21 protein-coding genes and 1 pseudogene are annotated in these 21,124 nt (G+C 67.5%); 9 read left to right on the plus strand and 13 right to left on the minus strand.

What is annotated here, in order from left to right:
• The first annotated feature begins 6 nt into the window (after nucleotides 1-6).
• A pseudogene (locus EAW56_RS05965) lies at nucleotides 7-967 on the plus strand (glutathione S-transferase C-terminal domain-containing protein).
• Here EAW56_RS05965 and EAW56_RS05970 read toward each other — a convergent pair.
• The gene (locus EAW56_RS05970; protein ID WP_122085654.1) at nucleotides 964-1,446 is read right to left on the minus strand and encodes a GNAT family N-acetyltransferase; all 483 of its coding nucleotides are present in this window, start codon (nucleotides 1,444-1,446) and stop codon (nucleotides 964-966) included. The pseudogene EAW56_RS05965 and the gene EAW56_RS05970 sit on opposite strands and share 4 nt — an antisense overlap.
• 308 nt (nucleotides 1,447-1,754) lie before the next feature.
• On the opposite strand from EAW56_RS05970, the gene EAW56_RS05975 reads away from it, so the two are divergent.
• On the plus strand, nucleotides 1,755-3,209 hold the full coding sequence (locus EAW56_RS05975) for a YkvI family membrane protein (protein WP_122085655.1): 1,455 nt from the start codon (nucleotides 1,755-1,757) through the stop codon (nucleotides 3,207-3,209).
• Between the two features lie 83 nt (nucleotides 3,210-3,292).
• On the opposite strand, the gene gatB is transcribed toward EAW56_RS05975, so the two are convergent.
• Entirely contained in the window at nucleotides 3,293-4,792 is a 1,500-nt protein-coding gene (gene gatB / locus EAW56_RS05980; RefSeq protein WP_122085714.1) for an Asp-tRNA(Asn)/Glu-tRNA(Gln) amidotransferase subunit GatB, read from the minus strand.
• Nucleotides 4,793-4,877: 85 nt separating this feature from the next.
• On the opposite strand from gatB, the gene EAW56_RS05985 reads away from it, so the two are divergent.
• Both EAW56_RS05985 and EAW56_RS05990 read left to right on the plus strand, forming a co-directional pair.
• Nucleotides 4,878-5,411: a hypothetical protein gene (locus EAW56_RS05985; protein WP_143340105.1), complete on the plus strand. Its 534-nt coding sequence runs from the start codon at nucleotides 4,878-4,880 to the stop codon at nucleotides 5,409-5,411.
• Nucleotides 5,408-6,229: a PrsW family intramembrane metalloprotease gene (locus EAW56_RS05990; RefSeq protein WP_095553069.1), complete on the plus strand. Its 822-nt coding sequence runs from the start codon at nucleotides 5,408-5,410 to the stop codon at nucleotides 6,227-6,229. The genes EAW56_RS05985 and EAW56_RS05990 overlap by 4 nt, the downstream gene beginning before the upstream one ends.
• On the opposite strand, the gene EAW56_RS05995 is transcribed toward EAW56_RS05990, so the two are convergent.
• The 6 genes from EAW56_RS05995 to EAW56_RS06020 form a co-directional block, all read right to left on the minus strand.
• On the minus strand, nucleotides 6,169-6,711 hold the full coding sequence (locus EAW56_RS05995) for a mismatch-specific DNA-glycosylase (RefSeq protein ID WP_095553070.1): 543 nt from the start codon (nucleotides 6,709-6,711) through the stop codon (nucleotides 6,169-6,171). The two genes, EAW56_RS05990 and EAW56_RS05995, sit on opposite strands and share 61 nt — an antisense overlap.
• Nucleotides 6,712-7,743: a 6-phosphofructokinase gene (locus EAW56_RS06000; RefSeq protein WP_095276080.1), complete on the minus strand. Its 1,032-nt coding sequence runs from the start codon at nucleotides 7,741-7,743 to the stop codon at nucleotides 6,712-6,714.
• Between the two features lie 70 nt (nucleotides 7,744-7,813).
• Nucleotides 7,814-9,160: an MFS transporter gene (locus tag EAW56_RS06005; protein WP_244213367.1), complete on the minus strand. Its 1,347-nt coding sequence runs from the start codon at nucleotides 9,158-9,160 to the stop codon at nucleotides 7,814-7,816.
• A gap of 45 nt (nucleotides 9,161-9,205) precedes the next feature.
• Nucleotides 9,206-10,717, minus strand: coding sequence for an Asp-tRNA(Asn)/Glu-tRNA(Gln) amidotransferase subunit GatA (gene gatA, locus EAW56_RS06010; RefSeq protein WP_122085657.1), 1,512 nt, complete (start codon nucleotides 10,715-10,717; stop codon nucleotides 9,206-9,208).
• Nucleotides 10,718-11,020 (minus strand): Asp-tRNA(Asn)/Glu-tRNA(Gln) amidotransferase subunit GatC, encoded by a 303-nt coding sequence (gatC, locus tag EAW56_RS06015; RefSeq protein WP_095276076.1) that lies wholly within the window; start codon nucleotides 11,018-11,020, stop codon nucleotides 10,718-10,720.
• A gap of 115 nt (nucleotides 11,021-11,135) precedes the next feature.
• Nucleotides 11,136-12,287, minus strand: coding sequence for a cytochrome P450 family protein (locus EAW56_RS06020; protein ID WP_122085659.1), 1,152 nt, complete (start codon nucleotides 12,285-12,287; stop codon nucleotides 11,136-11,138).
• A gap of 87 nt (nucleotides 12,288-12,374) precedes the next feature.
• On the opposite strand from EAW56_RS06020, the gene EAW56_RS06025 reads away from it, so the two are divergent.
• From EAW56_RS06025 to EAW56_RS06040, 4 genes are all read left to right on the plus strand, one after another.
• On the plus strand, nucleotides 12,375-13,064 hold the full coding sequence (locus EAW56_RS06025; protein WP_095548277.1) for an ACT domain-containing protein: 690 nt from the start codon (nucleotides 12,375-12,377) through the stop codon (nucleotides 13,062-13,064).
• 64 nt (nucleotides 13,065-13,128) lie between these two features.
• On the plus strand, nucleotides 13,129-14,160 hold the full coding sequence (locus EAW56_RS06030) for a serine hydrolase domain-containing protein (RefSeq protein WP_122085661.1): 1,032 nt from the start codon (nucleotides 13,129-13,131) through the stop codon (nucleotides 14,158-14,160).
• Nucleotides 14,157-14,417, plus strand: coding sequence for a hypothetical protein (locus tag EAW56_RS06035; RefSeq protein ID WP_122085663.1), 261 nt, complete (start codon nucleotides 14,157-14,159; stop codon nucleotides 14,415-14,417). The genes EAW56_RS06030 and EAW56_RS06035 overlap by 4 nt, the downstream gene beginning before the upstream one ends.
• Before the next feature lie 5 nt (nucleotides 14,418-14,422).
• The gene (locus EAW56_RS06040) at nucleotides 14,423-14,944 is read left to right on the plus strand and encodes an ArsR/SmtB family transcription factor (RefSeq protein WP_122085664.1); all 522 of its coding nucleotides are present in this window, start codon (nucleotides 14,423-14,425) and stop codon (nucleotides 14,942-14,944) included.
• On the opposite strand, the gene ligA is transcribed toward EAW56_RS06040, so the two are convergent.
• Together ligA and EAW56_RS06050 are read right to left on the minus strand one after the other, a co-directional pair.
• Nucleotides 14,941-17,004, minus strand: a complete 2,064-nt coding sequence (ligA, locus tag EAW56_RS06045) for an NAD-dependent DNA ligase LigA (RefSeq protein ID WP_122085666.1) — start codon at nucleotides 17,002-17,004, stop codon at nucleotides 14,941-14,943. The genes EAW56_RS06040 and ligA overlap by 4 nt on opposite strands.
• A 75-nt stretch (nucleotides 17,005-17,079) precedes the next feature.
• Complete coding sequence (locus tag EAW56_RS06050) at nucleotides 17,080-17,820, minus strand: cyclase family protein (protein WP_122085668.1); 741 nt, start codon at nucleotides 17,818-17,820, stop codon at nucleotides 17,080-17,082.
• A 153-nt stretch (nucleotides 17,821-17,973) separates the two neighbouring features.
• Here EAW56_RS06050 and EAW56_RS06055 point away from each other — a divergent pair, with 153 nt between their 5' ends.
• Entirely contained in the window at nucleotides 17,974-18,660 is a 687-nt protein-coding gene (locus EAW56_RS06055) for a 3'-5' exonuclease (RefSeq protein WP_095537056.1), read from the plus strand.
• Here the strand turns inward: EAW56_RS06055 and EAW56_RS06060 are convergent.
• Genes EAW56_RS06060 through mnmA form a run of 3 tightly spaced genes read right to left on the minus strand, consistent with a single transcriptional unit; the run spans nucleotide 18,657 to nucleotide 20,978 of the window.
• Nucleotides 18,657-19,031, minus strand: coding sequence for a hypothetical protein (locus EAW56_RS06060; protein ID WP_122085669.1), 375 nt, complete (start codon nucleotides 19,029-19,031; stop codon nucleotides 18,657-18,659). The genes EAW56_RS06055 and EAW56_RS06060 overlap by 4 nt on opposite strands.
• Entirely contained in the window at nucleotides 19,028-19,873 is an 846-nt protein-coding gene (locus EAW56_RS06065; protein ID WP_122085671.1) for a uroporphyrinogen decarboxylase/cobalamine-independent methonine synthase family protein, read from the minus strand. The genes EAW56_RS06060 and EAW56_RS06065 overlap by 4 nt, the downstream gene beginning before the upstream one ends.
• Nucleotides 19,874-19,883: 10 nt before the next feature.
• Nucleotides 19,884-20,978, minus strand: a complete 1,095-nt coding sequence (gene mnmA / locus EAW56_RS06070; protein WP_122085672.1) for a tRNA 2-thiouridine(34) synthase MnmA — start codon at nucleotides 20,976-20,978, stop codon at nucleotides 19,884-19,886.
• Nucleotides 20,979-21,124 lie beyond the last annotated feature (146 nt).

The following is a 21,124-nucleotide window of genomic DNA, read 5'->3' on the forward strand; positions in this document are numbered from 1 at the left end:
GAGTCCATGATCTCCAACCCAGCCCGCAACGCGTCCCCGGACGGCGAGTTAGTCCGCGACACCACCTATATCGCAGACTCCTTCAGCGCCGACCTCGCCCCGGGCAGCGCCCCGCATCCCGCCGACGACGGCACCTACACCTGGCCCGTCGAGCCGGGCCGCTACCGGCTCATGGCGGCGCGCGCCTGCCCGGGGCGCACCGCGCGATCATCGTCCGCCGCCTCCTCGCCTGCACTTCCTCAAAGGCGCCTATGAGGCGCGTTTCCCGGGCTATCCGCGTGGGATTACGGTGCCGGTGATCGTCGAGAAGCAAACGCGCGCCGCGGTCACGAACGACTTCCGCCGCATCCCCGTCGATTTCCAGGACGCCTGGGCGGCCCACCACCGCGACGGCGCCCCCGACCTCTACCCGCGCGAGCTGCGCGCCGAGATCGACGAGGTCGCGGACCGCGTCTACCGCCACATCAACAACGGCGTGTACCGCGCAGGATTCGCAGGCTCGCAGGACGCGTACGAGGAGGCCTACGCCGACCTCTGGGAGCACATGGACTGGCTGGAGGACCACCTCTGGCGGCACCGCTTCCTCGTGGGCGAGCACCTCACGCTTGCCGACGTCTACCTCTACCCCACCCTCGTCCGCTTCGACCCCATCTACGTCGGCCACTTCAAGGCGTCACGCAACCGCATCGCGGAAATGCCCAACCTGCGTGGTTACCTCCAGGAGCTCTTCCAGCTCCCGGGCTTCGGCGACACCACCGACTTCCAAGAAATCAAGGAGCACTATTACATCACCCACGCGGAGATCAACCCCACCGGCGTCGTCCCCGTGGGCCCCGACATGCGCTGGCTTATCGACGCCCACGAGCGCCACCTCCTCCCCGGCTCCCCCTTCGCCGACGGGGTCACCCCGCCGCGCCCTGTCCGCGCCGGCGAGGAGGTCAAGCACCCCGCGCCGTTCCAGCGCTAGTCGCGCGTGCCGCCGAGGACGCGCAGCGCCGCCCCGTCGAGGCGCATCGTCGACCAGTCGCCCATGTCGTCGGCGCCCATCGCGTTGTAGAAGCCGATGGACGGCGTGTTCCACTTCAGCACGGACCACTCGACGCGGCGGTAGTCGTTCTTGACCGCGATGCGCGCGAGCTCCTGCAGCAGCGCCGTGCCGATCCCCCTGCCGCGACACTCCTCGCGGACGTAGAGATCCTCCAGCCAGATGCCGTGACGGCCCTCCCAGGTGGAGTAGCTCAAGAACCACAGGGCCATCCCCTCGAGTTCGCCGTCGTTGTCCGCCACCAGCGCGAACACTCTCGGGTTCTCACCGAAGAGGTGGTCGCGGACGTCCTGCTCGGTCGACGTCACCGCGTCGGGCTCCTTCTCGTAGAGCGCGAGCTCGTTGATCATGGCGTAGATGGCGGCAGCATCGGCGTCGGTGGCCTGGCGGATTGTCGTCATGGGTCGTTAGCTTAGGCGAGAGCGGGCGGATTCCAGAATTGGGAGACACCAACGACCCGGCTGCGCCCATAATGTCACGAGAAGGTCACGTTTTACTGTGCGAAACGATCCCGCGGCCGAGGCAGCGCTGTGCGCACGCTGAGCGCGCGTGCGGGGCGATACGCTGGCGTTTCTTGGGGTGCGTGGTGGCGTCGAGAAGCGAAAAATGCCCGTACACACGCAAAATGGCCATTCGCGGGGGCGAGCGTGCTTTGTTAATATCGCCCCGGTTCATTTTTATCGTACGACTATTTTTCTAGGATCATTCCATGAAACAGACAATTCAGGTGGCCATGGCGCTCGTCGGCCTGCTCGTCGGCGCCGGCTTCGCCTCCGGCCAGGAAGTCATCCAGTACTTCCTCGCCTTCGGCTACATCGGCATCGTCGGTGCCGTGATCTCCGGCATCATCATCTTCGTCGTCGGCACCACCATCTTCCAGCTCGGCTCGTACTACCTTGCCGACGACCACTCCGTGGTGTTCAACCGCGTGTCCAGCCCAATCGTGTCCAAGTACATGGACTACGCCACCATGTTCAGCCTCTTCGCGTTCGGCTTCGTCATGGTCGCCGGCGCCGGCTCCAACCTCAACCAGCAGTTCGGCTTCGCCCCGTGGATCGGCGCGACCATCATGACCGTCCTGCTCGTCCTCTCCGGCTTCCTCGACGTGGACCGCATCACGCAGGTCATCTCCGTCATCACGCCGTTCCTCATCATCGCCGTTTTCGTGGCGTTTGGCATCACCATCATGAACATGCCCGACAGCCTGCACGCGATGAACGACATCGCCCTGCAGCAGTCCCCCGCCGACGGCGTGTTCAACAACTGGCTGCTCTCCGCCGTCAACTACGGCACCCTCGTCAACATCATGGCGGTGTCCATGATGCTGGTCATCGCCGGCTCGCAGATGAACCCGCGCACCGCCGGCGTCGGCGGCCTGCTCGGCGGCCTCATCTTCGCCATCATGCTGGTCATCCTGAACTTCATCCTGTTCTTCAACATGGACAAAGTCGCGGGCAAGGACATGCCGCTGCTCGCCGTGTTTGACTCGATGCACCCGGTTGTCGGCGTCATCGTCTCCATCATCATCTACATGATGATCTACAACACCGCCGTCGGCATGTTCTACGCCATGGCCCGCCGCTTGACCAACAAGCACCCGGAGCGCTTCCGCATGGTGTACTTCATCGTGGTCGGCATCGGCTTCCTGCTGTCCTTCGTCGGCTTCGCTGACCTGATCAGCTGGGTCTACCCGGCGATCGGCTACCTGGGCATCATCCTGACCATCGCCATCATCGTCGGCTGGTTCAACGACCGCGACAACATCAAGGAGGAGACCAGCCGCCGCGAGCGTCTCGCTGAGCTCGCCGAGACCGCGCTCGACCCGTCCGAGGACGAGCTGACCGCCAAGGAGCGCAAGGAAGTGGAGAAGCTCGCGTCCGAGTCCCACGTCGAGGACTCCGACCTGTGGCACTCTGTCCAGGAGGAGGTCGCAGCAAACCTCGACGCTGACGAGGAGAACGAGTTCAACCTCGAGGACGCCCCCTCCCTCGACCCGGATCACGACGACTACGAGGGCGCGCCGGAGTCCGACGGCGACGGCATCGACTGGGACGCCTACAAGGAGGTCTACGAGACCGGGAGCTTCCCCGCCGTCGACCCGAACTCACCCAACGGCGTCAAGGGCAACGACGACACCCCGGGCGGCAGCACCGCGGTGAAGTAGCAGCTTCTCGACGCCCCCGCGCACACAAAAAGGCGCTCCTGGTCCAAGACCGGGAGCGCCTTTCGTCGTGAAGCGAACTGCGCCTAGGCGAGCTTCGCGGCGATCATCTTGTTGACCTCGCCTGGGTCAGCCTTGCCTTGGGTGGCCTTCATGACAGCGCCCACGATCGCGCCGGTGACCTTTTTGTTGCCCGCACGGTACTTCTCCACGATGTCCGGGTTCGCAGCCAGCGCGTCGTCGATCGCCTTCTCGATGGCGCCGTCGTCGCGCACGACCTCGAGGCCGCGGGCAGCGACCACCTCGTCCACGGTGCCCTCGCCGGCGATGACGCCGTCGATCGCCTGGCGGCCGAGCTTGGTGGTCAGCTTGCCCTCCTTGACCAGCTCAACTACGCGCGCGACGTCGGCGGGGGCGACGCCGATCGCGTCGAGGTCCTTGCCCGCCTCGTTCGCCTTCGCCTGGATGTAGGAGACCCACCAGGCGCGGGCCTCGTCCGGCGTCGTGCCGGCCTCGACGGTGTCCACCACCAGGTCGAGCGCACCGGCGTTGACCAGGTCGCGGAACTCCTTCTCCGGCAGCTGCCATTCCTCCTGGATGCGCGCGCGGCGCACCCACGGCAGCTCCGGCAGCGTCTGGCGGATCTCCTCAACCCACTCCGGCTTCGCAATCACCGGCGGCAGGTCCGGGTCGTTGAAGTAGCGGTACTCGCTCGCCTCCTCCTTCGGGCGGCCCTTGGAGGTGGAGCCGTCCTTCTCTTGGTAGTGGCGGGTCTCTTGGACGATCTCGCCGCCGTCGTCAAGCACCTGGGCCTGGCGCTGCATCTCGAAGCGCATCGCCTGTTCGACGGACTTCAGCGAGTTGATGTTCTTCGTCTCGGTGCGCGTGCCGAACTTCTCCTGGCCGATGGGGCGCAGGGACAGGTTGGCGTCGCAGCGCATCGAGCCCTGGTCCATGCGCGCGTCGGACACGCCGAGGGCCTTGACCAGCTCGCGCAGCGCGCCGACGTACGCCTTGGCCACCTCGGGGGCGCGCTCGCCGGCGCCGATGATCGGCTTGGTCACGATCTCAATGAGCGGGATGCCGGCGCGGTTGCAGTCCACCAGCGAGGCGGTCGCGCCCGTGATACGGCCGGACGAGGAACCGAGGTGCGTGAGCTTGCCGGTGTCCTCCTCCATGTGGGCGCGCTCGATCTCCACGCGCCACTCGGTGCCGTCCTCCAGCTGCACGTCAAGGTAGCCGTCGTGCGCGATCGGCTCGTCGTACTGCGAGATCTGGTAGTTCTTCGGCTGGTCCGGGTAGAAGTAGTTCTTGCGCGCGAAGCGGGAGCTCTCCGCGATCTCGCAGTTGAGCGCCAGGCCGATCTTGATCGCCCACTCGACGCCCTTCGCGTTGACCACGGGCAGCGCGCCCGGCAGGCCGAGCGAAACCGGGTCAATATTGGTGTTGGGTTCAGCGCCGAAGTGCGCGGAGGCGGTGGAGAACATTTTCGTCTCCGTGGCCAGCTCCACGTGCACCTCAAGGCCCATCACGGGGTCGTACTTTTCCAGTACTTCGTCGTAATCCATCAAGTCGTAGGCAGTCATGCGCCCCATTCTACTAATCCACGCGCACGTTCTCCCCGCCAGTGCACCATTGCGAGCGAACATACGCTTCCTTATCATCGTCGCCGTGCGTTACCCCGATTTCTCAGACTCCCCAACCAGAACGGGCGTGGTGATCGTAGTGCTCGTGGGCCTCCTCGTACTCGCGGCACCATTCGCCGCCCGCGCCGTGGTGAGCACCCCCGCCCCGCAGGCAGAACCGGTTTCCGCAGGCAGTGTCACGCTTGTCGACGCCCACGGCACCCCACTCGTCTGCCCGCGCACCGAGAACCGCCCGGCGCAGGACGACACCGGCGTCGGCGGTATGTGGACGTGGAACTGCGCCAATGACGTGAAGGCGAGCGCCCGCGTCGAGCTCTCCCCCGCCGACGGCGAGGCGCCCGCGGCCCTGACACGCTACTTCTGGCAGATGACCAGCGGCGAGGACCTCCGCCCGGACGACATCACCCACCCCGCTCCCCACGTCGCGGTGGGCCAGCGCGGTGACATCGCTGCCGCTTCCGTCCAACGCGGCAACACCACCACCTACTTCAGTGCGAGCGGTGGCGATGGCGTCGACCTCATTTCCCGGCTCGCCGCGGAGGAGGCGATGCACGAGTGAGTGGTTTCCGCCTCCCCCAAGTACTCGTCGGGCTGATCTTCACCGCCCTGCTGGCCTACTCCGGCTACAGCTACGCGCAGATCCCGTGGCGCCCCGTGTTCGCCGGTATTTCGGTGGCAATTGTCCTCGCGCTGCTGCTCATCGCATGGGTGTTGTTGCGCCGCCACCCCGGCCGCCCGGATTCGCGCTGGTGCCTCCCCGCAGCCGTACTCGTGGGCATGGCGCTCACCGGCCCCATGGGCCCGGTCAACTCCGCATTCCAGGAGGCTGCGGCGAGCCTGCCGAGCGTGGTCTTCTACGCCGTCTCGCCGTTCCCGGAAGAAACGGCGAAGCTGCTGCTGGTGCTTGCCACCGTGTCGGCGTTCGCGCCGGTGGCCCGCCGGATCGAGGTGGCGGTCGTCGGCATGGCCGTCGGAGCCGGCTTCTTTATCGCAGAAACCATGTCGTTTGCCGCAATTGCCGCCGCGACCGACCTGCAGTCTGATTTCGCCGACGGCACGTTGACCTACGCGGTACGGCTCATCATGTCGCCGTTCGCCCACGCGCTGTACACGGGGCTCGCCACGTGGGGCCTTGGCGCGTTGCTGTGCCGGACTGACCGCCCGCTGTCGTGGAGGCTGCAGCGCGTCGCTGGCTGGTTCCTCCTCGCGGTGTGCGTCCACGGCGCCTTCAACGCGTCGTCAGAACTCCCCGGGGCCGCGGGACTCATCGCGATGGTGGTCACCGTTGTGGCCAGCTGGTGCTTGCTGGTTTGGTGCTACCGACGCTCACGGGCAGTCGGCGCCGACGCGGCGACTGAGTCCCACACTTCGCGGTAGCTCTCGGCCAGACTGTCCACTGTTTCGTGGGCGTTGAGCCCGCTCGGGTTGCCCACCACCCACACGGGTACCCCGGCAAGGCGTTCGGGCTGCAGTCCGCGCTTGGCTTTCGGAGCACGGTAGGCGTCGCGAAAAGCACCGATGCCCACGACCATAACCACGTCAGGACGATGCCGCGCGACGCACGCTCGTACTTTGTCGCCACCCGCAATGAGCTCCTCGCGCGTCAGTGCTGAGGCTCGCGGCGTCATGCGGTCAACAAAGTTGGTAAAACCGATGCCCATTCCGGCGAGCATGGCGGCGTCTTCATCTGCGAGCCCTCGCTCGGCGTGCACCCGGTACGGCGTGATGCCGGCGCGCTCGAGCGCGGGCCAGAACCGGTTTCCGGGGTGGGCGAACGGGGCGTCGACCTCTTCCGTCAGCCGACCGGGGTTAATCCCCACCACCAGCAGGCGGCAGGGGTCCGGGATCCGATCCCGCATCTAGCCAAACATCGCCTTCGCCGTGGTGTAGCGGTGCTCCGGCACGCTCTTCAGGTGCGCAACCGCGTTCTCCAGCGGGACGAGGTCGATGTCCTCGCCGTGCAGCGCCACGCAGGTGTCAAAGTTGCCCTCGTGCGCCGCGCGCGCCGCGTGGACGCCGTAGCGGGTAGCCAGGACGCGGTCGTACGCGGTGGGCGTACCGCCGCGCTGGATGTGGCCCAACACGGTGGTGCGCACGTCGTAGCCCAGGCGCTTCTTGATCTCGTCAGCGACGATCTGGCCCATGCCGTTGAAGGTGATGTGGCCGAACTCGTCCTCCTCGCCCAGGCTGCCGTCCATGGTGCCTTCCTTCGGGGTGGCGCCCTCTGCGACGACGACAATGCCGTACTTCTCGCCCATCTGGAAGCGGCGCTCCATCGCCTTGCAGATCTCGGCGATGTCAAACGGCTCCTCGGGGATCACGGTGTAGTGCGCGCCGCCGGCCATGCCGGCGTGCAGCGCGATCCAGCCGACGTGGCGGCCCATCACCTCGACGATAAGGATGCGGTTGTGCGATTCTGCGGTGGTGTGCAGGCGGTCGATCGCGTCGGTGGCGACGGAGACGGCGGTGTCGAAGCCGAAGGTGTAGTCGGTCGCCGCGACATCGTTATCAATGGTCTTCGGCACGCCCACAACGGGGATGCCGTTGTCCGCCAGCCACTTCGCGCCCTTGAGGGTGCCCTCGCCGCCGATGGCAATCAGCGCGTCGATCTCCGCGTCGGCCAGGTTTTCCTTGATGGTGTCAATCCCGGCTTTGAACTTGTCCGGGTGCAGGCGGCCGGTGCCCAGGATCGTGCCGCCGCGCAGCAGGATCGAGTCGATGAACGCGTCGTCGTACAGGTCGACGCGGCGATCCTCCATGAGGCCGACCCAACCGTCCTGGTAGCCGACGACGGTCGAGCCGTACTCGGCGCTGGCAGTGCGGACAATTCCACGGATGACGGCGTTGAGCCCTGGGCAGTCGCCGCCGGAAGTTAGTGTCGCAAGTCGCATAACTGCCACCTTAGCGCGTTTGCCAGGAAGCTGGCCGACCGAGCTGGTGGCGTGGGCGTCGAAAAGCGAATTAGCGGTCGCTCTTGAGGAAAAACGAGCTGACCGCACCGATGAGCATCGCCGCGAGCGGGATGAGCACAGCCCAGCGCACCGACACTGCGATGTCGCCGGAGACGAGCACGGCGCCGACGAGCGCTACGCCGAGCACGCTGCCCACCTGGCGCAACGTGTTGTACAGCCCGGAGGCCGCGCCCGAGTCCTCCTCGGGCACCGAGCGCATCGTGGTCGTGGCATTCGGCGCCCACGTGAACGCGCTGCCCACGCCGAAGACCGCGGCGAGCAGCGCGACCCAGAGCGGGTTCGCACCGGTGCGCACGACGGCGTACGTGGCGAGCAGAGCGATGCTCATCGTGCCGAAGCCGAACACGCACAGCACCTTGGGGCGCATCTTGTCCGACAGCACGCCGGCCACCGGCGTGAGCACGAGCGCGACGATAGACATCGGGGCGGTGAGCAGGCCCGCGCGTGCCGACGACACCTCCATGACGGTTTGCAGCCAGTACATCATCGGGATGAACATCGACGCTGCCGTGAAGCCCAGGGCGGCGACCCCGAGGGTGCCCAGGGCGAAGTTGCTGTCGCGGAACAGCCCGACGGGCAGGAACCCGTGGTCGCGCCCGCTCACGCCGCGCCAGATGATGAGCGCGACACCGCACAGGCCGAGCACGATGGCGACCACGTTGCCGTACTGAATGCCGTAGATGAGCAAACCCAGGCCGGCGAAGGAGAGCGCGACCGACGCCAGGTCTATCTGCGCGGGCGACGACGGCAGCCGCGGCACCCACGCGAACGCCGCGCACAGCGCGACGACGCCCAGGACAGCTTGGGCGATGAATCCGGCGCGCCACCCGCCGGCGTCGATGATCGCACCACCGACCACCGGGCCGGTGAGCGAGGCGATGGAACCGATGACGCCCCACGCGGCGAACGCGCGGCCGCGCTTGTGCTGCGGGAAGACGCGGTTGATCATCCCGAAAGCCTGCGGGAGGAAAATCGCGGAGCCGACACCCTGGATGGCGCGCGCGAGGACGAGCCCCCACAGGTGCGAGGAGCCCGCGGCGATCGCGAGCGCCGCGACGTAGATGCTCAGGCCGGTAAGGAAGACGGGGCGGTGCCCGTACTTGTCACCAAGCCGCCCGGTCACCGGCATGGGCACGACGGTGCACAGCAGGTAAACGCTGGTGAGCCAGACCGCGTCGCCGACCTCGTAGGGCAGCCGCGGGGTGATCACCGGCATAAGGCCTTGGTCCACAAGGATGAGGAAGTAGCCCGCGGCGAGCGCCGCGAGCGTCACCCAGGGGTTGGGGCCAGAGTGGGGTGCCACCGAGCGCCCCGCCGACGTCACAGAAGTTGTCACGAAAGGGGTCCTCTCAGGGTCTCGGGGGTTGGGATGGGCGACGCGCTACTTGTCTGCGTCGCGGCCGTCGCGGCCGGTCTCGTAGGCGGCGCCGACGCGGTAGAGGCGCGCGTCCTCGAACGCCGGGGCGATGAGCTGCAGGCCGACCGGCAGACCCGTGTCGTCCGCCTTGCCGGCGGGCACGGACATGCCCGGCAGGCCGGCGAGGTTCAGCGGCAGGGTGAACAGGTCGAAGTTGTACATGGCCAGCGGGTCGTCGACCTTTTCGCCGAGCTTGAAGGCGGTGGACGGCACGGCGGGGGCCGCGATGACGTCGCAAAGCTCGAATGCTCGGGCGAAGTCCTGCGCAATCAGGGTGCGCACGCGCTGCGCCTGCAGGTAGTAGGCGTCGTAGTAGCCCACCGACAGGGCGTAGGTGCCGAGGATGATGCGGCGCTTGACCTCGGAGCCGAAGCCGGCGCCGCGGGAGGCGGCCATGACCTGCTCGGCGGAGTGCTCGCCGTCGTCGCCCTCGCGCAGGCCGTAGCGCATGCCGTCGAAGCGCGCGAGGTTGGAGGACATTTCGGACATCTGGATGATGTAATAGGCGCCCATCACGTCGTCGAAGTGCGGGCAGTCCACCTCCACGATCTCCGCGCCCTGGGCCTCGAGCTGGGCAAAGGCTGCGTCGATGCGCGCGTTGACCCCGTCCTGGGTGCCGGGGCGCTGGAACTGCTTGACCTTGCCCACCTTGACGCCGGTGAGGTCGCCGCTCGCGCCTTCGCGGGCGGCGTCCGCAAGCGGTGCCACCGGGCGGTCCACGCTGGTCGCGTCGAACTCGTCGTGGCCGCCGATGATCTCGTGCAGCAGCGCGGTGTCCAGCACGTTGTTGGCGCAGGGGCCGACCTGGTCCAGCGAGGACGCGCAGGCTACGACGCCGTAGCGGGAGACGCCGCCGTAGGTCGGCTTCACGCCGACGGTGCCGGTCAGCGACGCCGGCTGGCGAATCGAGCCGCCCGTGTCCGTGCCGATACCCAACGGAGCCTGGCCCGCCGCGAGCGCCGCCGCGGTGCCGCCGCCGGAGCCGCCCGGCACGCGCTCGGTGTCGTGCGGGTTGCGGGTGACCTTGTAGGCGGAGTTCTCGGTCGAGGAGCCCATGGCGAACTCGTCCAGGTTCGTCTTGCCCAGGATCGGGATGCCGGCCTCGCGCAAGTGCTTCACGACGGTCGCGTCATACGGGCTCATGTAGCCCTCAAGCATCTTCGACGCGGCGGTCGTCGGCGCGTCGGTGGTCACGAGCAGGTCCTTCAGCGCCAGCGGCACGCCGGCGAGCGGAGACGCGGGCTCCTCCCCCGCCTTGACCTGCGCGTCCACGGCGTCGGCCGCGGCGAGCGCTTCTTCCGCGCCCACGTGCAGGAACGCGCCGAGGGTCTCGTCGGTTTCGGCGATGCGGTCCAAGAACGCCTGGGTGACCTCGCGGGAGGTGACCTCGCCGGCCTGGATCATGCGCGCCAGCTCGTGGGCGGGCGTGGCGATGAGGCCGTCACTGGGCATGGTGAAGCTGGTGTTCTCGCTCATTTACTCGTCTCCCTCCCCGAGGATCTGCGGCACGACGAAGCGGTCGTCTTCCACCTCCGGCGCCTGGTCCAGCGCCTGCGCCTGCGTCAGTGTCTTCTTCTCAACGTCCGGTCGCATGCCCGCCTCGATGGAGTGCGGGTGGCTCATCGGCTCAACGCCCTCGGTGTCCACGCTCTGCACCTTCGAGACAGCGTCGACGATCTGGTCGAGCTGTTGCGAAATCTGATCGAGCTCGTCGTCCTGCAGCGCAACGCGGGCGAGCCGGGCGATGCGGGCGACCTCCTCGCGTGAAATCTCAGCCAAAACGGTTCCAATCTTTTCGTGCTTGAGTTATCTAACGTTATCCAACAAGGTCAGTAAACCGACCCTCATCTTACGTCACGGCCCTCGCTTGCCGACGAGCACCGCCCGCGCCCCGCTAGCGCCGCGGGGTCAGCGTGACGGGCAGGCTCGCCCACCCGCCGACCGGGAACTGCTCGCGGCGGCCCGCGTCCGCGGCGACCTCACCCACGGTGAACGCTTGCAGCAACTCCTCGGTGAGGCACCGCAGCTCTAGCATGGACAGGTACTTGCCCGGGCAGGCGTGGGGGCCGGCTCCCCACACCAGGTTGCTCGGGTGTTCCGGGTCCCGGTTCGCGGCGGTCCAGTGGATCCGCACGCGCTGCCCCTCGTCGAGCTCGACGCCGTCGAGGTCCACCGGGCAGGTGGTCACGCGCCGGTTGCTCACAAAGGGCGAGTCCTGGCGCAGGATCTCGTCGGCGATCGCGGTGAACTCCCGCTCGGACACTCCGCTGCGCAGACGGTCCTGCAGCGCCGCGTCGTTGCCCAGCGCGTAGAGCAGGACGCCGACGCAGTAGGCCATCGAGCTCAGGTCGCCCGCGGTCCAGTTGCGCAGGACGGAGACCAGCTCGTCGAATTCGAGGTGGCGGCCGATGCTCGTGTCGTTGAGCAGCTGCAGGGTCACGCTCGGCTGGCCTGCGGCGTCTGCAGTCTTCGCAGTCTGCGACTCCTTCGCGGCATCGACGGCCTCGTGGATCATGGCGTCGAACGCCTCCGCCACCGCGGCGGTGCGCTCGAGCTGGCCGGAGCGGGTGGCGGCGTTGTTCTCCGCGACCCAGTCGACCAGGCGATCCTCCATGCCTGCGGGCCAGCCGAGCCACGCGAGCATGGCGCGCACGGCGTAGCGAGCGCCGATCGTGGCCACCGCGTCCACCTCTCCCCCGTCAGCGTCCAACTGCGCCCCCTGGACGTCGGCGACAACGCTGCGCGCGGCCTCCCGAAACGCCGGGGTGTAGGGGGTGAGTGCGTCGGGGGTGAGGTAGGCGTCGATAAGCGCGCGGAAGCGCTCGTGCTCCTCCCCATCGAGGCCGTTGGGCAGCTGCATGAAGCGCGAGACCGCGGACGAGAAGCGGGCGGGGTCCTCCGCCACGGCGCGGGCCTGGGTGTTGCCGAGCACGACGACCTCGTTGCCGCTGCGCACGATGCGCTCCCCGCGGCTCAGGTGCGCGTCGCCGTACGCGCGCGGTTCGGTGTTGGCGGTGGGGGCGTCTGGAAGCTCGCGTGCGTGCACGGTGCATGGTCCTTTCTGCGTAAAGATTCGCCAGCCTATCACCGTTTTCACGGTCAGTTGTACGGGCTGACTGATATAACTAGGTGCATGTCTTACCTTATTCGCGTCTCTCTCCCTGATGTCCCGGGCAGCCTTGGCGAGCTGGCCGCGGCGTTCGGCATGGTCGACGCAAATATCCAATCCGTGGACATCGTGGACAGCGTTGCCGCAGGCAAAACGGGGGATTCGGCGAGCGGCCACGTGACCGACGACATTGTCGTCGAGCTCCCCACCGGCACGATGGTGGACACGCTGATTACCGCCGCGGCCTCGGTGGAGGGCGCAGAGGTGGATTCGATCCGCCCGTTCACGGGGCGCGTGGATCGCCGCGGCCAGATCCAGATGCTGCAGCGCATCGTCGCGGCGTCCGGCGACGAGCAGCGCGCGATGGAGGAACTGGTGGGCGCGATTCCGCGGTCGATGACCTCGTCCTGGGCGGTGGTGCTGCGAGCGACCGACCACGGCCTGGACCGCGTCGCCGCGTCGCAGGCGGCGCCGGAGGACGACGGCTCTCACCCCACAATGCAGGACGTGGACGCCGCGCGCATCCTCCTGCCCGACGCGGATACCTGGGTCCCCGAGTCGTGGTGGCTGTTGGACACCGCCCTGTCCATCACCCGCCTGCCCGGCACCGAGTTGGTCCTGGTGGTCGGCCGCGTCGGCGGGCCGGACTTCTTGGCCTCCGAGGTATCGCAAATCGGCGACCTAGGCAGCATCATCGGGGCGATCCTGAGCTAGTTGGCTTATCGACGCCACCGCCCCCCCCTTTACAACTTTCTAGATTTTTGGAATTCTAGAAGGTATGAAACACGCATGCTCCCGACCTATTGCCGGTGCCATTGGCGCCGTCACCGCCGCCGCGACGGCTGCCCTCCTGCTCACCTTCGGCCCACAGCGCATCAGCCTGGCTACCGCGCACACCGGCGACGCGCAGCTCGCGGCCGCGCTCGAGCGCAGCGCCGCCGCCGAGCCGGGGCACCGCGCGCTCTCGGCGCTGGTGTACGACCAGGGCCGAGTCACGTTCGGCGGCCTCGGCGCCGACGAGCACACCGAGTTTGAGATCGGCTCGGTGACCAAAACGTTCAACGCGGAGCTGGTACGGCAGCTAATCCGCGCCAATGAGCTCACCCTGGACACCACCGTCGGCGACATCCTCGGCGCCACCGGCGCACCGATCGATTCAGTCACCGTGGAAGAGCTGCTCAACCACACCGCTGGGCTCCCGCCAATGGGCCGCCTCGGGCTGCCGGACATCCTGAAAGCCAACGTCACCCAGGGCGGCAACGCGTACCGCACCGACTCCCCCGACGACATCCTTGCCGCCGCCCGGACCATGAAGCTCCACGGCCGCGGCGAATACGCATACTCCAACTACGGGCACGCGCTGCTCGGGCAACTGCTCGCGGTGAAAACTGGCACGCCGTACGAGGAACTGGTGCGAACGCGGATCTTTGAGCCTGCGGGCATGGACGAATCGTTCGTGGCGGGACCCGGCGGGGTGGATACGCACGTGCTCGGGCGCGGCCTGCGCAGTAACGGGCGCGAGGCGGAGCCCTGGGACATGGACGGCTGGGCACCGGCGGGCGCGATCCGCTCGACCGCGTCCGACATGGCGCGATTCATCGAGTGGGTCGACGAGCACGGTCGGCCCGACTACGGCTGGGCCACGGCCGATCAATACACCTTCCACAACGGTGGGACCGGTGGGTTTCGCACGATGCTCGTGTGGGATCCGGACAACCCGCACCGCGCCGTGTACGTCGCCGGCGACACCGAAGCCTGGGTCGACGACCTAGGCATCAACCTCCTCGACACCACCAAGGAGCTCGCATGATCCTGCTCATCGCATTCGTTATCGCCCTCCTGGCGTGGGAGACGTTCCGCGCCGCGCGTCGCCCGCAGCGTAGGGGCTTCGCGCTTGCCAACGCCACCCTCACCGCCCTCGTAGTGTGGTGGATCGCCACCCCACTTGATTGGAACGCTACGCTCCCCATCTGGCTGTGGTGGGCCCTCGCGGTGTGGGCGGCGGTGCTCGTCGGCTTGAGCGCCGCGCGACTCGCTTTACAGCGTTCCACGGTTTTGGAACGCTAGAACGCATGACATCTGCTGATTTCTCCACCGACGCGCGCCTGGACGCCCTCGAGGCGCGCGTCGCGGCGCTCGAAGCCGCGCGCTCCGGCACTCCCCCAGCGCCCACCGCGGTCCCGCACGGAACCGAGCTTCCCGACCTCCCCGCCGCGTTGCGCGCCCTGGAGGGCTGCGACGACGGCGCGGTCGCGTTCGGCGGCTCGGTCACCACGGACGGCGGCACCTACGAATACCAGTGGGCCCGGCCGACGGAGGTGGTGACCGAGCACGCCTGGTCGGACCAGATCGAGCGCCTGGCCGCGCTCGCCCACCCCGTGCGCGCCGAGATGCTGCGGCACCTGCTTTCCGGCCCCGCGACCCCGGCCGACCTGGTCGCCGCCGAGGTGGTCACCTCAACAGGGACGGCGTACCACCACCTCAACGCGCTGCAGGCCGCGGGGTGGGTTGCCAAGGAAGCCGGCGCGTATGCCATCCGCCCGGCGCGCGTCGTGCCGCTGATGGCAATCATCATTGCCGCGGAGGCGCACTAGCGAGACAGGGCGTCCGGCCCTTCCTCCAGCAAGGTCACGAACTGCTCCTCGGTGAGGATCGGGCGGCCCAGGTCGCGGGCTTTTTGTTCCTTGGACCCGGCATTCTCCCCCACGACGACATAGTCGGTCTTCTTGGACACCGAGCCGGAGGCCTTGCCGCCGCGGGTGAGGATCGCTTCCTTGGCGGAGTCTCGGCTAAAGCCTTCGAGGGTGCCGGTGACGACGACGGTGAGGCCCTCGAGGGTGTGCGGGGTGGCGTCGGCGTCGTGGTCGTCTTCCATGCGTACCCCCGCTTTCGTCCAGGAGTCCACGATGGCCTGGTGCCAGTCCACGGTGAACCAGTCCTTGAAGGATTCGGCGATGATCTGCCCGACGCCATCGGTTTCGGCGAGGTCGGACAAGGGGGCGTCGAGAAGCGCTTGCATGCTCTTGTAGCGGGCGGCGAGCGCGCGGGCGGCGGTGGGCCCGACGTGGCGGATGGACAGGGCGACGAGCACGCGCCAGAAGTCGACCTGCTTGGCGGTTTCGAGGTTGGCCAGCAGTTTCTTGCCGGCGGCGTTGACCTGGCCGTCCTTGCGCGTGTAGGCGTTGGACTTCTTCAGGTCGTCTTCGGTGAGGTCGAAGAGCGCGGCTTCGTCGATGAGCACGCCCGAGGCGATGAGGTCCTGGGCGCCCTTCTCGCCGAGCGCCTCGATGTCGAATGCGCCGCGCGAGGCGAGGTACTCCAGGCGTGCCGACAGCTGCGCCGGGCACGAGCGGGTATTCGGGCAGCGCCAGTCCGCGTCGCCCTCCTTCGCGGGGGCGAGTTTCGTGCCGCACACCGGGCAGTCCTCGGGGTAGACGAACTCGCGCTCTGAACCGTCGCGCAGGTCCGCGACGGGCCCGAGCACCTCGGGGATGATCTCGCCGGCCTTGCGCACTACGACCGTGTCGCCGATGAGCACGCCTTTACGCTTGACCTCGTGCTGGTTGTGCAGGGTGGCCATGGACACCGTGGAGCCTGAGACGAAGACCGGCTCGAGGACCGCGTACGGGGTCGCGCGCCCGGTACGGCCGACCGAGACCTGGATGTCTTTGAGCGTGGTGGTGACTTCTTCCGGCGGGTACTTGTACGCGATGGCCCAGCGCGGCGCGCGGGAGGTGGAGCCGAGCTGGCGCTGCGCTGCCACGCTATCGACCTTGATCACCAGACCGTCCATCTCGTGGATGGCATCGTGGCGGTGGTCCGCCCAGTACTTCACCGCGTCCTGGACGTCCTTGGCGGTCTTGGCGGGCTTGGTGTACTCGGACACCGGCAGGCCCCACTCCGCGAGCTTGAGGTAGGCATCGTGCTGCGTCTCCGGTGCGAAGCCGTCGCGGGCGCCGATGCCGTGGCAGATCATGCGCAGCTTGCGCTTCTTCACGTCCGCCGGGTTCTTCTGGCGCAAGCCACCGGCCGCCGTGTTGCGCGGGTTTGCGAACGGCTTGCCGCCCTCCTTCATGCGCTGCTCGTTGAGCTCCGGGAAGTCCTCGGGGCGGATGAACACCTCGCCGCGGACCTCCAGCAGCGCGGGGGCGTCGCCGGCAAGCTCGTGCGGGATGTCTTCGATAACGCGGGCGTTGGCGGTGATGTCCTCACCCGTGGTGCCGTCGCCGCGGGTGGCGGCACGCTCGAGGACACCGTCGCGGTAGACCAGGTCGATGGACAGCCCGTCGATCTTCAGCTCGGTGAGGTACGGGCCGGGGGTCTTGTCCAGCCACTCAGCGAGCTCTTCGGCCGAGAACACGTTATCCAGGCTGTACATGCGCTCCAGGTGCGTCACGTCCGCGAACGCGGAGGACGCGGCCGTGGGTGCGCCGACCTCCTTGGTCGGCGAGTCCGGCACGGCAAGCTCGGGGTGCTCCTTTTCGAGCTCCTGCAGCCGACGGAACAGGGCGTCGAACTCCGCGTCGGAGATGACGGGCTGCCCGTTGTAGTACAGGTCGCGGTGGTGACGGACCTCGTCCGCCATCTCGCTCCACGTGCGCTGCAGGTCCTCGAGGCGCTCGGGCGACGGTACGTCTGGCTCAGGTGTAGTCATGCCGTTGGATTCTAGTTGCCCGCGACGCCGACCGGGGTGCGCCGACCGGGGTGCGCCGACTCTGTGGCGTGTTGGCTACTCCTGGAAGAGCGCATACACGCGCGAGGTAATGCTTGGGGCGTCCTTGATGTTCGCCGGGCCGACCACGATCACGGCACCGGTGGCGGGCACCTGCGCGAGGTTGTCCAGCACCTCGATCTGGTAGATGTCCTGCTCCAGCACGTACAGCTCGCCGTAAAGGAAGCCGCTTTCCGCGACCGCGACACCGGGGTCGGTGTCCAGGGTTTCGTGGCCGATGGCTGCGACGCGGCGATCGTCGATAAGCACATGCAGCGCCTCGAGCGACCATCCGGGGGTGTGCTGCACCCCGTCCTCGTCCAGGTTCACAAACGCGTCTGGGTCCTCCCAACGTGTGGACCAGCCGCTGGAGAAGGCGACGAAGCTGCCGGGCTCGATCGTGCCGTGCTCGGCCTCGAATGCGACGATGTCGTCGGCGGTCACGGCGTAGTCCGGGTCGGCCTCCACCTTGTCCTCCAGGTGCAGTACGTTGAGCGGCAGGATGAGCTCATCGACGCCGATGCCGGAGACGAGCCGCTTGCCCGCTGCGAAGTGGCCGGGCGCGTCGACGTGGGTGCCGTAGGGCGTAGCGAAGGTGTACTCCTTGGCCCAGAAGCGGTCCTTTTCGATCGTGCGGACGTCGCGCTCCTGCATCGGCTCGAATGCCGCGAAGCGCGGGATGTCGGGGTGGACCTCGTGGGTGAGGTCGACGCGCTTCGCGCCGAGGATCTGTTGCTGCCAGTCGGTGAGTCGTGCCATGGTGGGCCGCCTTTCGTCGGGATAGATCGGGGTGATGTGAGTCGACTATTCGCCACTAGACAGCTCGGTTCAACACTTCTATTCACCGCAACGACCCCCGCGCGTTCGAACGGAAACCCATCCCGTGTTGGGGGCGCGGATACAATGACGGACATGGCTTCCGCACCCGCCGCTTTTGACGCGTCCCGCATGCTCTCCTTCGACCTCGAAACCACCTCCGTAAACCCGCTCGAGGCTCGCATTGTCACCTCAGCCCTCGTGCGTATCGACGGCCGCGAGGTCACCGCCAACGAGACCCTCGCTGACCCCGGCGTGGAGATCCCAGAGGCCGCGGCAGCGGTCCACGGCATCAGCACCGAGAAGGCGCGCGCCGAGGGCCGCGACCACGACGAGGTCCTGCGCGAGACCGTCGACGCCATCAAGCAGGGCTGGGAGGACGGGCTCACGCTCATCGTCTTCAACGCCCCCTACGACTTAAGCGTGTTGCGCGCGCTGACCGGCGACTTCACCGTGACCGGCCCGGTGTTTGACCCGCTGCTCATCGACAGGGCGCGCGACCGCTACCGCAAGGGCAAGCGCAACCTGGGCGCGCTGTGCGAGCACTACGGGGTGCGCCTGGACAACGCCCACGAGGCGACTTCGGACGCGATGGCGGCCGCGCGCATCGCGTGGAAACAGGTGCGCAAGGTCTGGCCCGAGCTCGCGGAGATGGACACCGACGAGCTCATGGAGTACCAGGCGGTAGAAAACTACCGCATCCAGACCGACCTGAAGAAGTGGCTGGAGTCGCGTGGGCGCGACGCGTCCAACGTGAACATGGGCTGGCCGATGGTGGGCTAAACCTCCGTGAGCTCCGCACGCAGCTTGTCGACAAACTCACGTAGCCCTTCGTCATCAGACTCCAGGGCGTACTCCTCCCCGTTCTTCGTCCGGACAATCATGTCTCCGTCAGTCAGGTCCACAGACTCGATGTTTTCTGCCAGCAGATTTGTGGATTCTCCGTCTTCCACCAGGCGAAGCGTTTCCCCATCGAAATGAGCCTCGCGTTTTTCCGTGAATCCCGAGAACACAACGAACCACAGCACACCGAGAGCGGTACCCAAAATAAGGTCGTCCAACACCAGACCGAAGACGACAAAGAACATCGCGCCAAAGGTGACACCCGTCGCGTAGTCAGCGGTTTTCTTGCTCCAGTGCAGTGGCTCGCTCATACCTCCATGCTAAGCTCTTCGGCCATCTCGCGGGCCGCGCGATAGTTCGCGGCGGTGCCCACCAACGTCTCCGCGGGTTCGGCGTATACGTCGACGCGGGTCTGCGCCGGGTCGATCTGCAGATCATCGAAGACACGGTAGAGCTCGCGCGGTGCCATGGTCGGAATCGCGATGCGAGTACCCTGGTCCAGTAGCTTGGCCAGCGCGTCCTTGTCGCAGGTGCGCGGGTCGGCGGTGATCCACGGGGTGGCGTCGACAAGCTTTGGCGTGTGCAGCAGGTGCGCACCGAAGCGCGCGAGCGTTTCCTGCGGTTCCGGGATGGCCCGGATCGTCTCGTAGTCCGTGGTGCCGCGAAGCGTACCGGCGGTGACCTCGGGCAGCAGCGGCTCGTCGAGCTGCAGCACGACGTCGCCGAAGCGGGCTGCAACATCGCGGCGGTGTTCGGCGCACGCTTCAATCAGCGCATCCGTGAGGTCGCGCAGCGCGCCGGCGTCGGTGATCATGCGATGTCCGTTGGGCATCTCGACCTCGGCGGCGAGTGTAAACGGCCCAACCAGCTGCGCCTTGACGGTGTCGACTTTGCCGTGCCAGGCCTCCTCGAGCACGTCAAGGTCGCGGGCCATGCGGTCGGCATCACCACGCTTGCGGGCGGCGACGCGCCAACCGCGCGGACCGCGACCAATCGGGATCTCCAGCAGCGTAGCCGTGCGGCCGATCGCGTCCGAGCCCACGCCGCGCTCCGGTAGCTGCGGGATGTGCGGCATGGCCGTTTCCGAAAGCACCACGTCGGCGGCCTGCGCCAGGTCCGTGCCAGGCATGGGCCCGAGTCCAAAGGCGGTCATCGCAGCTCCCCTACGCCGTCGCGCAGATCGTGCCCGAGCCGAGCACCACATCGCCCAGCCCGTCAGGGTCCGGCAGATAGAGCACCGCGGCCTGGCCGCGCGCCACGCCCTCGAGCGGGGTGTGCAGGTCAAGGGTCATTGAGTCGTCACCGATGCGCGCGGTGCACTTGACGACGCCACCGTGCGCCCGAATCTGCACATTCGCCTCCAGCGGCGCATCCGGGCTCGCCTGCTCCATCGCGCGATGGAGCACCTTCAGCCGGTCCGCGGTGATCTGGTTGATCTTCAGCGCCTCGCGCGGGCCCACCGTCACGGTGCCGGTCTCGGCGTCCACGTCGGTGACGTAGCGCGGCTTGCCGTCGGCGGCGGGCACGCGCAGGTTCAGCCCGCGGCGCTGGCCGATCGTGTACTGGAACGCGCCGTCGTGCTCTTTGAGCTCGGTGCCGTCCTGGTCCTTGATCAGGCCGGGGCGCATGCCGATGGAGCGTCCGAGGAACGCCTGCGTGTTGCCGTCCGGGATGAAGCAGATGTCGTAGGAATCCGGCTTGTTCGCCGTGGAGAACCCGTAGGCCGCGGCCTCCTCGCGGATCTGCGGCTTTTCCGTATCGCCCACTGGGAACAGGCAGCGGTCCAGCTCGTCGCGGGTGAGCACGCCCAGGACGTAGGACTGGTCCTTCTTGGGATCAGCGCTGCGTCGCAAATTGCCCTCCGCATCCACGATGGCGTAGTGGCCGGTGGCCACCGCGTCGAAGCCGAGGGTGACCGCGCGCTCGAGCAGCGCCGCGAACTTGATTTTCTCGTTGCAGCGCAGGCAGGGGTTGGGGGTCTCGCCGTGCTCGTAGGACCAGACGAAGTTGTCAATCACGTCCTCTTTGAAACGGTCCGAGAAGTCCCACACGTAAAACGGGATGCCCAGCTTGTCGCACACCCGGCGCGCGTCCGCAGAATCCTCGAGCGAGCAGCAGCCGCGGGCCGACTCGCGGGTCTGCTGCGCGTCCTTGGACAGCGCGAGGTGGACGCCGATGACGTCGTGGCCCTGTTCAACCAGGCGCGCAGCCGCCACCGAGCTGTCCACGCCCCCGCTCATCGCTGCTAATACTCGCATGTGGCGGAAGTGTACCCGTCAACAGGAGCAGGGGAAAACCCGTCGGCGCTGGGCTCTCAACGGGCCGGAGGGTCATACCGTGGCATGACGATTCAGCTGCGCGCGTTGGCTAGGTTGAGGGTATGCCACGCACAACTCCCCCGCCG

The sequence above is a fragment of the Corynebacterium gottingense genome, assembly GCF_003693265.1.
Lineage (GTDB): Bacteria > Actinomycetota > Actinomycetes > Mycobacteriales > Mycobacteriaceae > Corynebacterium > Corynebacterium gottingense.

Excerpts from the sequence above, each read along its gene's own strand:
- EAW56_RS05970 (WP_122085654.1), bottom strand. The coding sequence starts at position 1,446 with ATGACGACAATCCGCCAGGCCACCGACGCCGATGCTGCCGCCATCTAC.
- EAW56_RS05975 (WP_122085655.1), top strand. The coding sequence starts at position 1,755 with ATGAAACAGACAATTCAGGTGGCCATGGCGCTCGTCGGCCTGCTCGTC.
- gatB (WP_122085714.1), bottom strand. The coding sequence starts at position 4,792 with ATGACTGCCTACGACTTGATGGATTACGACGAAGTACTGGAAAAGTAC.
- EAW56_RS05995 (WP_095553070.1), bottom strand. The coding sequence starts at position 6,711 with ATGCGGGATCGGATCCCGGACCCCTGCCGCCTGCTGGTGGTGGGGATT.
- EAW56_RS06000 (WP_095276080.1), bottom strand. The coding sequence starts at position 7,743 with ATGCGACTTGCGACACTAACTTCCGGCGGCGACTGCCCAGGGCTCAAC.
- gatA (WP_122085657.1), bottom strand. The coding sequence starts at position 10,717 with ATGAGCGAGAACACCAGCTTCACCATGCCCAGTGACGGCCTCATCGCC.
- EAW56_RS06025 (WP_095548277.1), top strand. The coding sequence starts at position 12,375 with ATGTCTTACCTTATTCGCGTCTCTCTCCCTGATGTCCCGGGCAGCCTT.
- EAW56_RS06030 (WP_122085661.1), top strand. The coding sequence starts at position 13,129 with ATGAAACACGCATGCTCCCGACCTATTGCCGGTGCCATTGGCGCCGTC.
- EAW56_RS06035 (WP_122085663.1), top strand. The coding sequence starts at position 14,157 with ATGATCCTGCTCATCGCATTCGTTATCGCCCTCCTGGCGTGGGAGACG.
- EAW56_RS06040 (WP_122085664.1), top strand. The coding sequence starts at position 14,423 with ATGACATCTGCTGATTTCTCCACCGACGCGCGCCTGGACGCCCTCGAG.
- ligA (WP_122085666.1), bottom strand. The coding sequence starts at position 17,004 with ATGACTACACCTGAGCCAGACGTACCGTCGCCCGAGCGCCTCGAGGAC.
- EAW56_RS06050 (WP_122085668.1), bottom strand. The coding sequence starts at position 17,820 with ATGGCACGACTCACCGACTGGCAGCAACAGATCCTCGGCGCGAAGCGC.
- EAW56_RS06055 (WP_095537056.1), top strand. The coding sequence starts at position 17,974 with ATGGCTTCCGCACCCGCCGCTTTTGACGCGTCCCGCATGCTCTCCTTC.
- EAW56_RS06060 (WP_122085669.1), bottom strand. The coding sequence starts at position 19,031 with ATGAGCGAGCCACTGCACTGGAGCAAGAAAACCGCTGACTACGCGACG.
- EAW56_RS06065 (WP_122085671.1), bottom strand. The coding sequence starts at position 19,873 with ATGACCGCCTTTGGACTCGGGCCCATGCCTGGCACGGACCTGGCGCAG.
- mnmA (WP_122085672.1), bottom strand. The coding sequence starts at position 20,978 with ATGCGAGTATTAGCAGCGATGAGCGGGGGCGTGGACAGCTCGGTGGCG.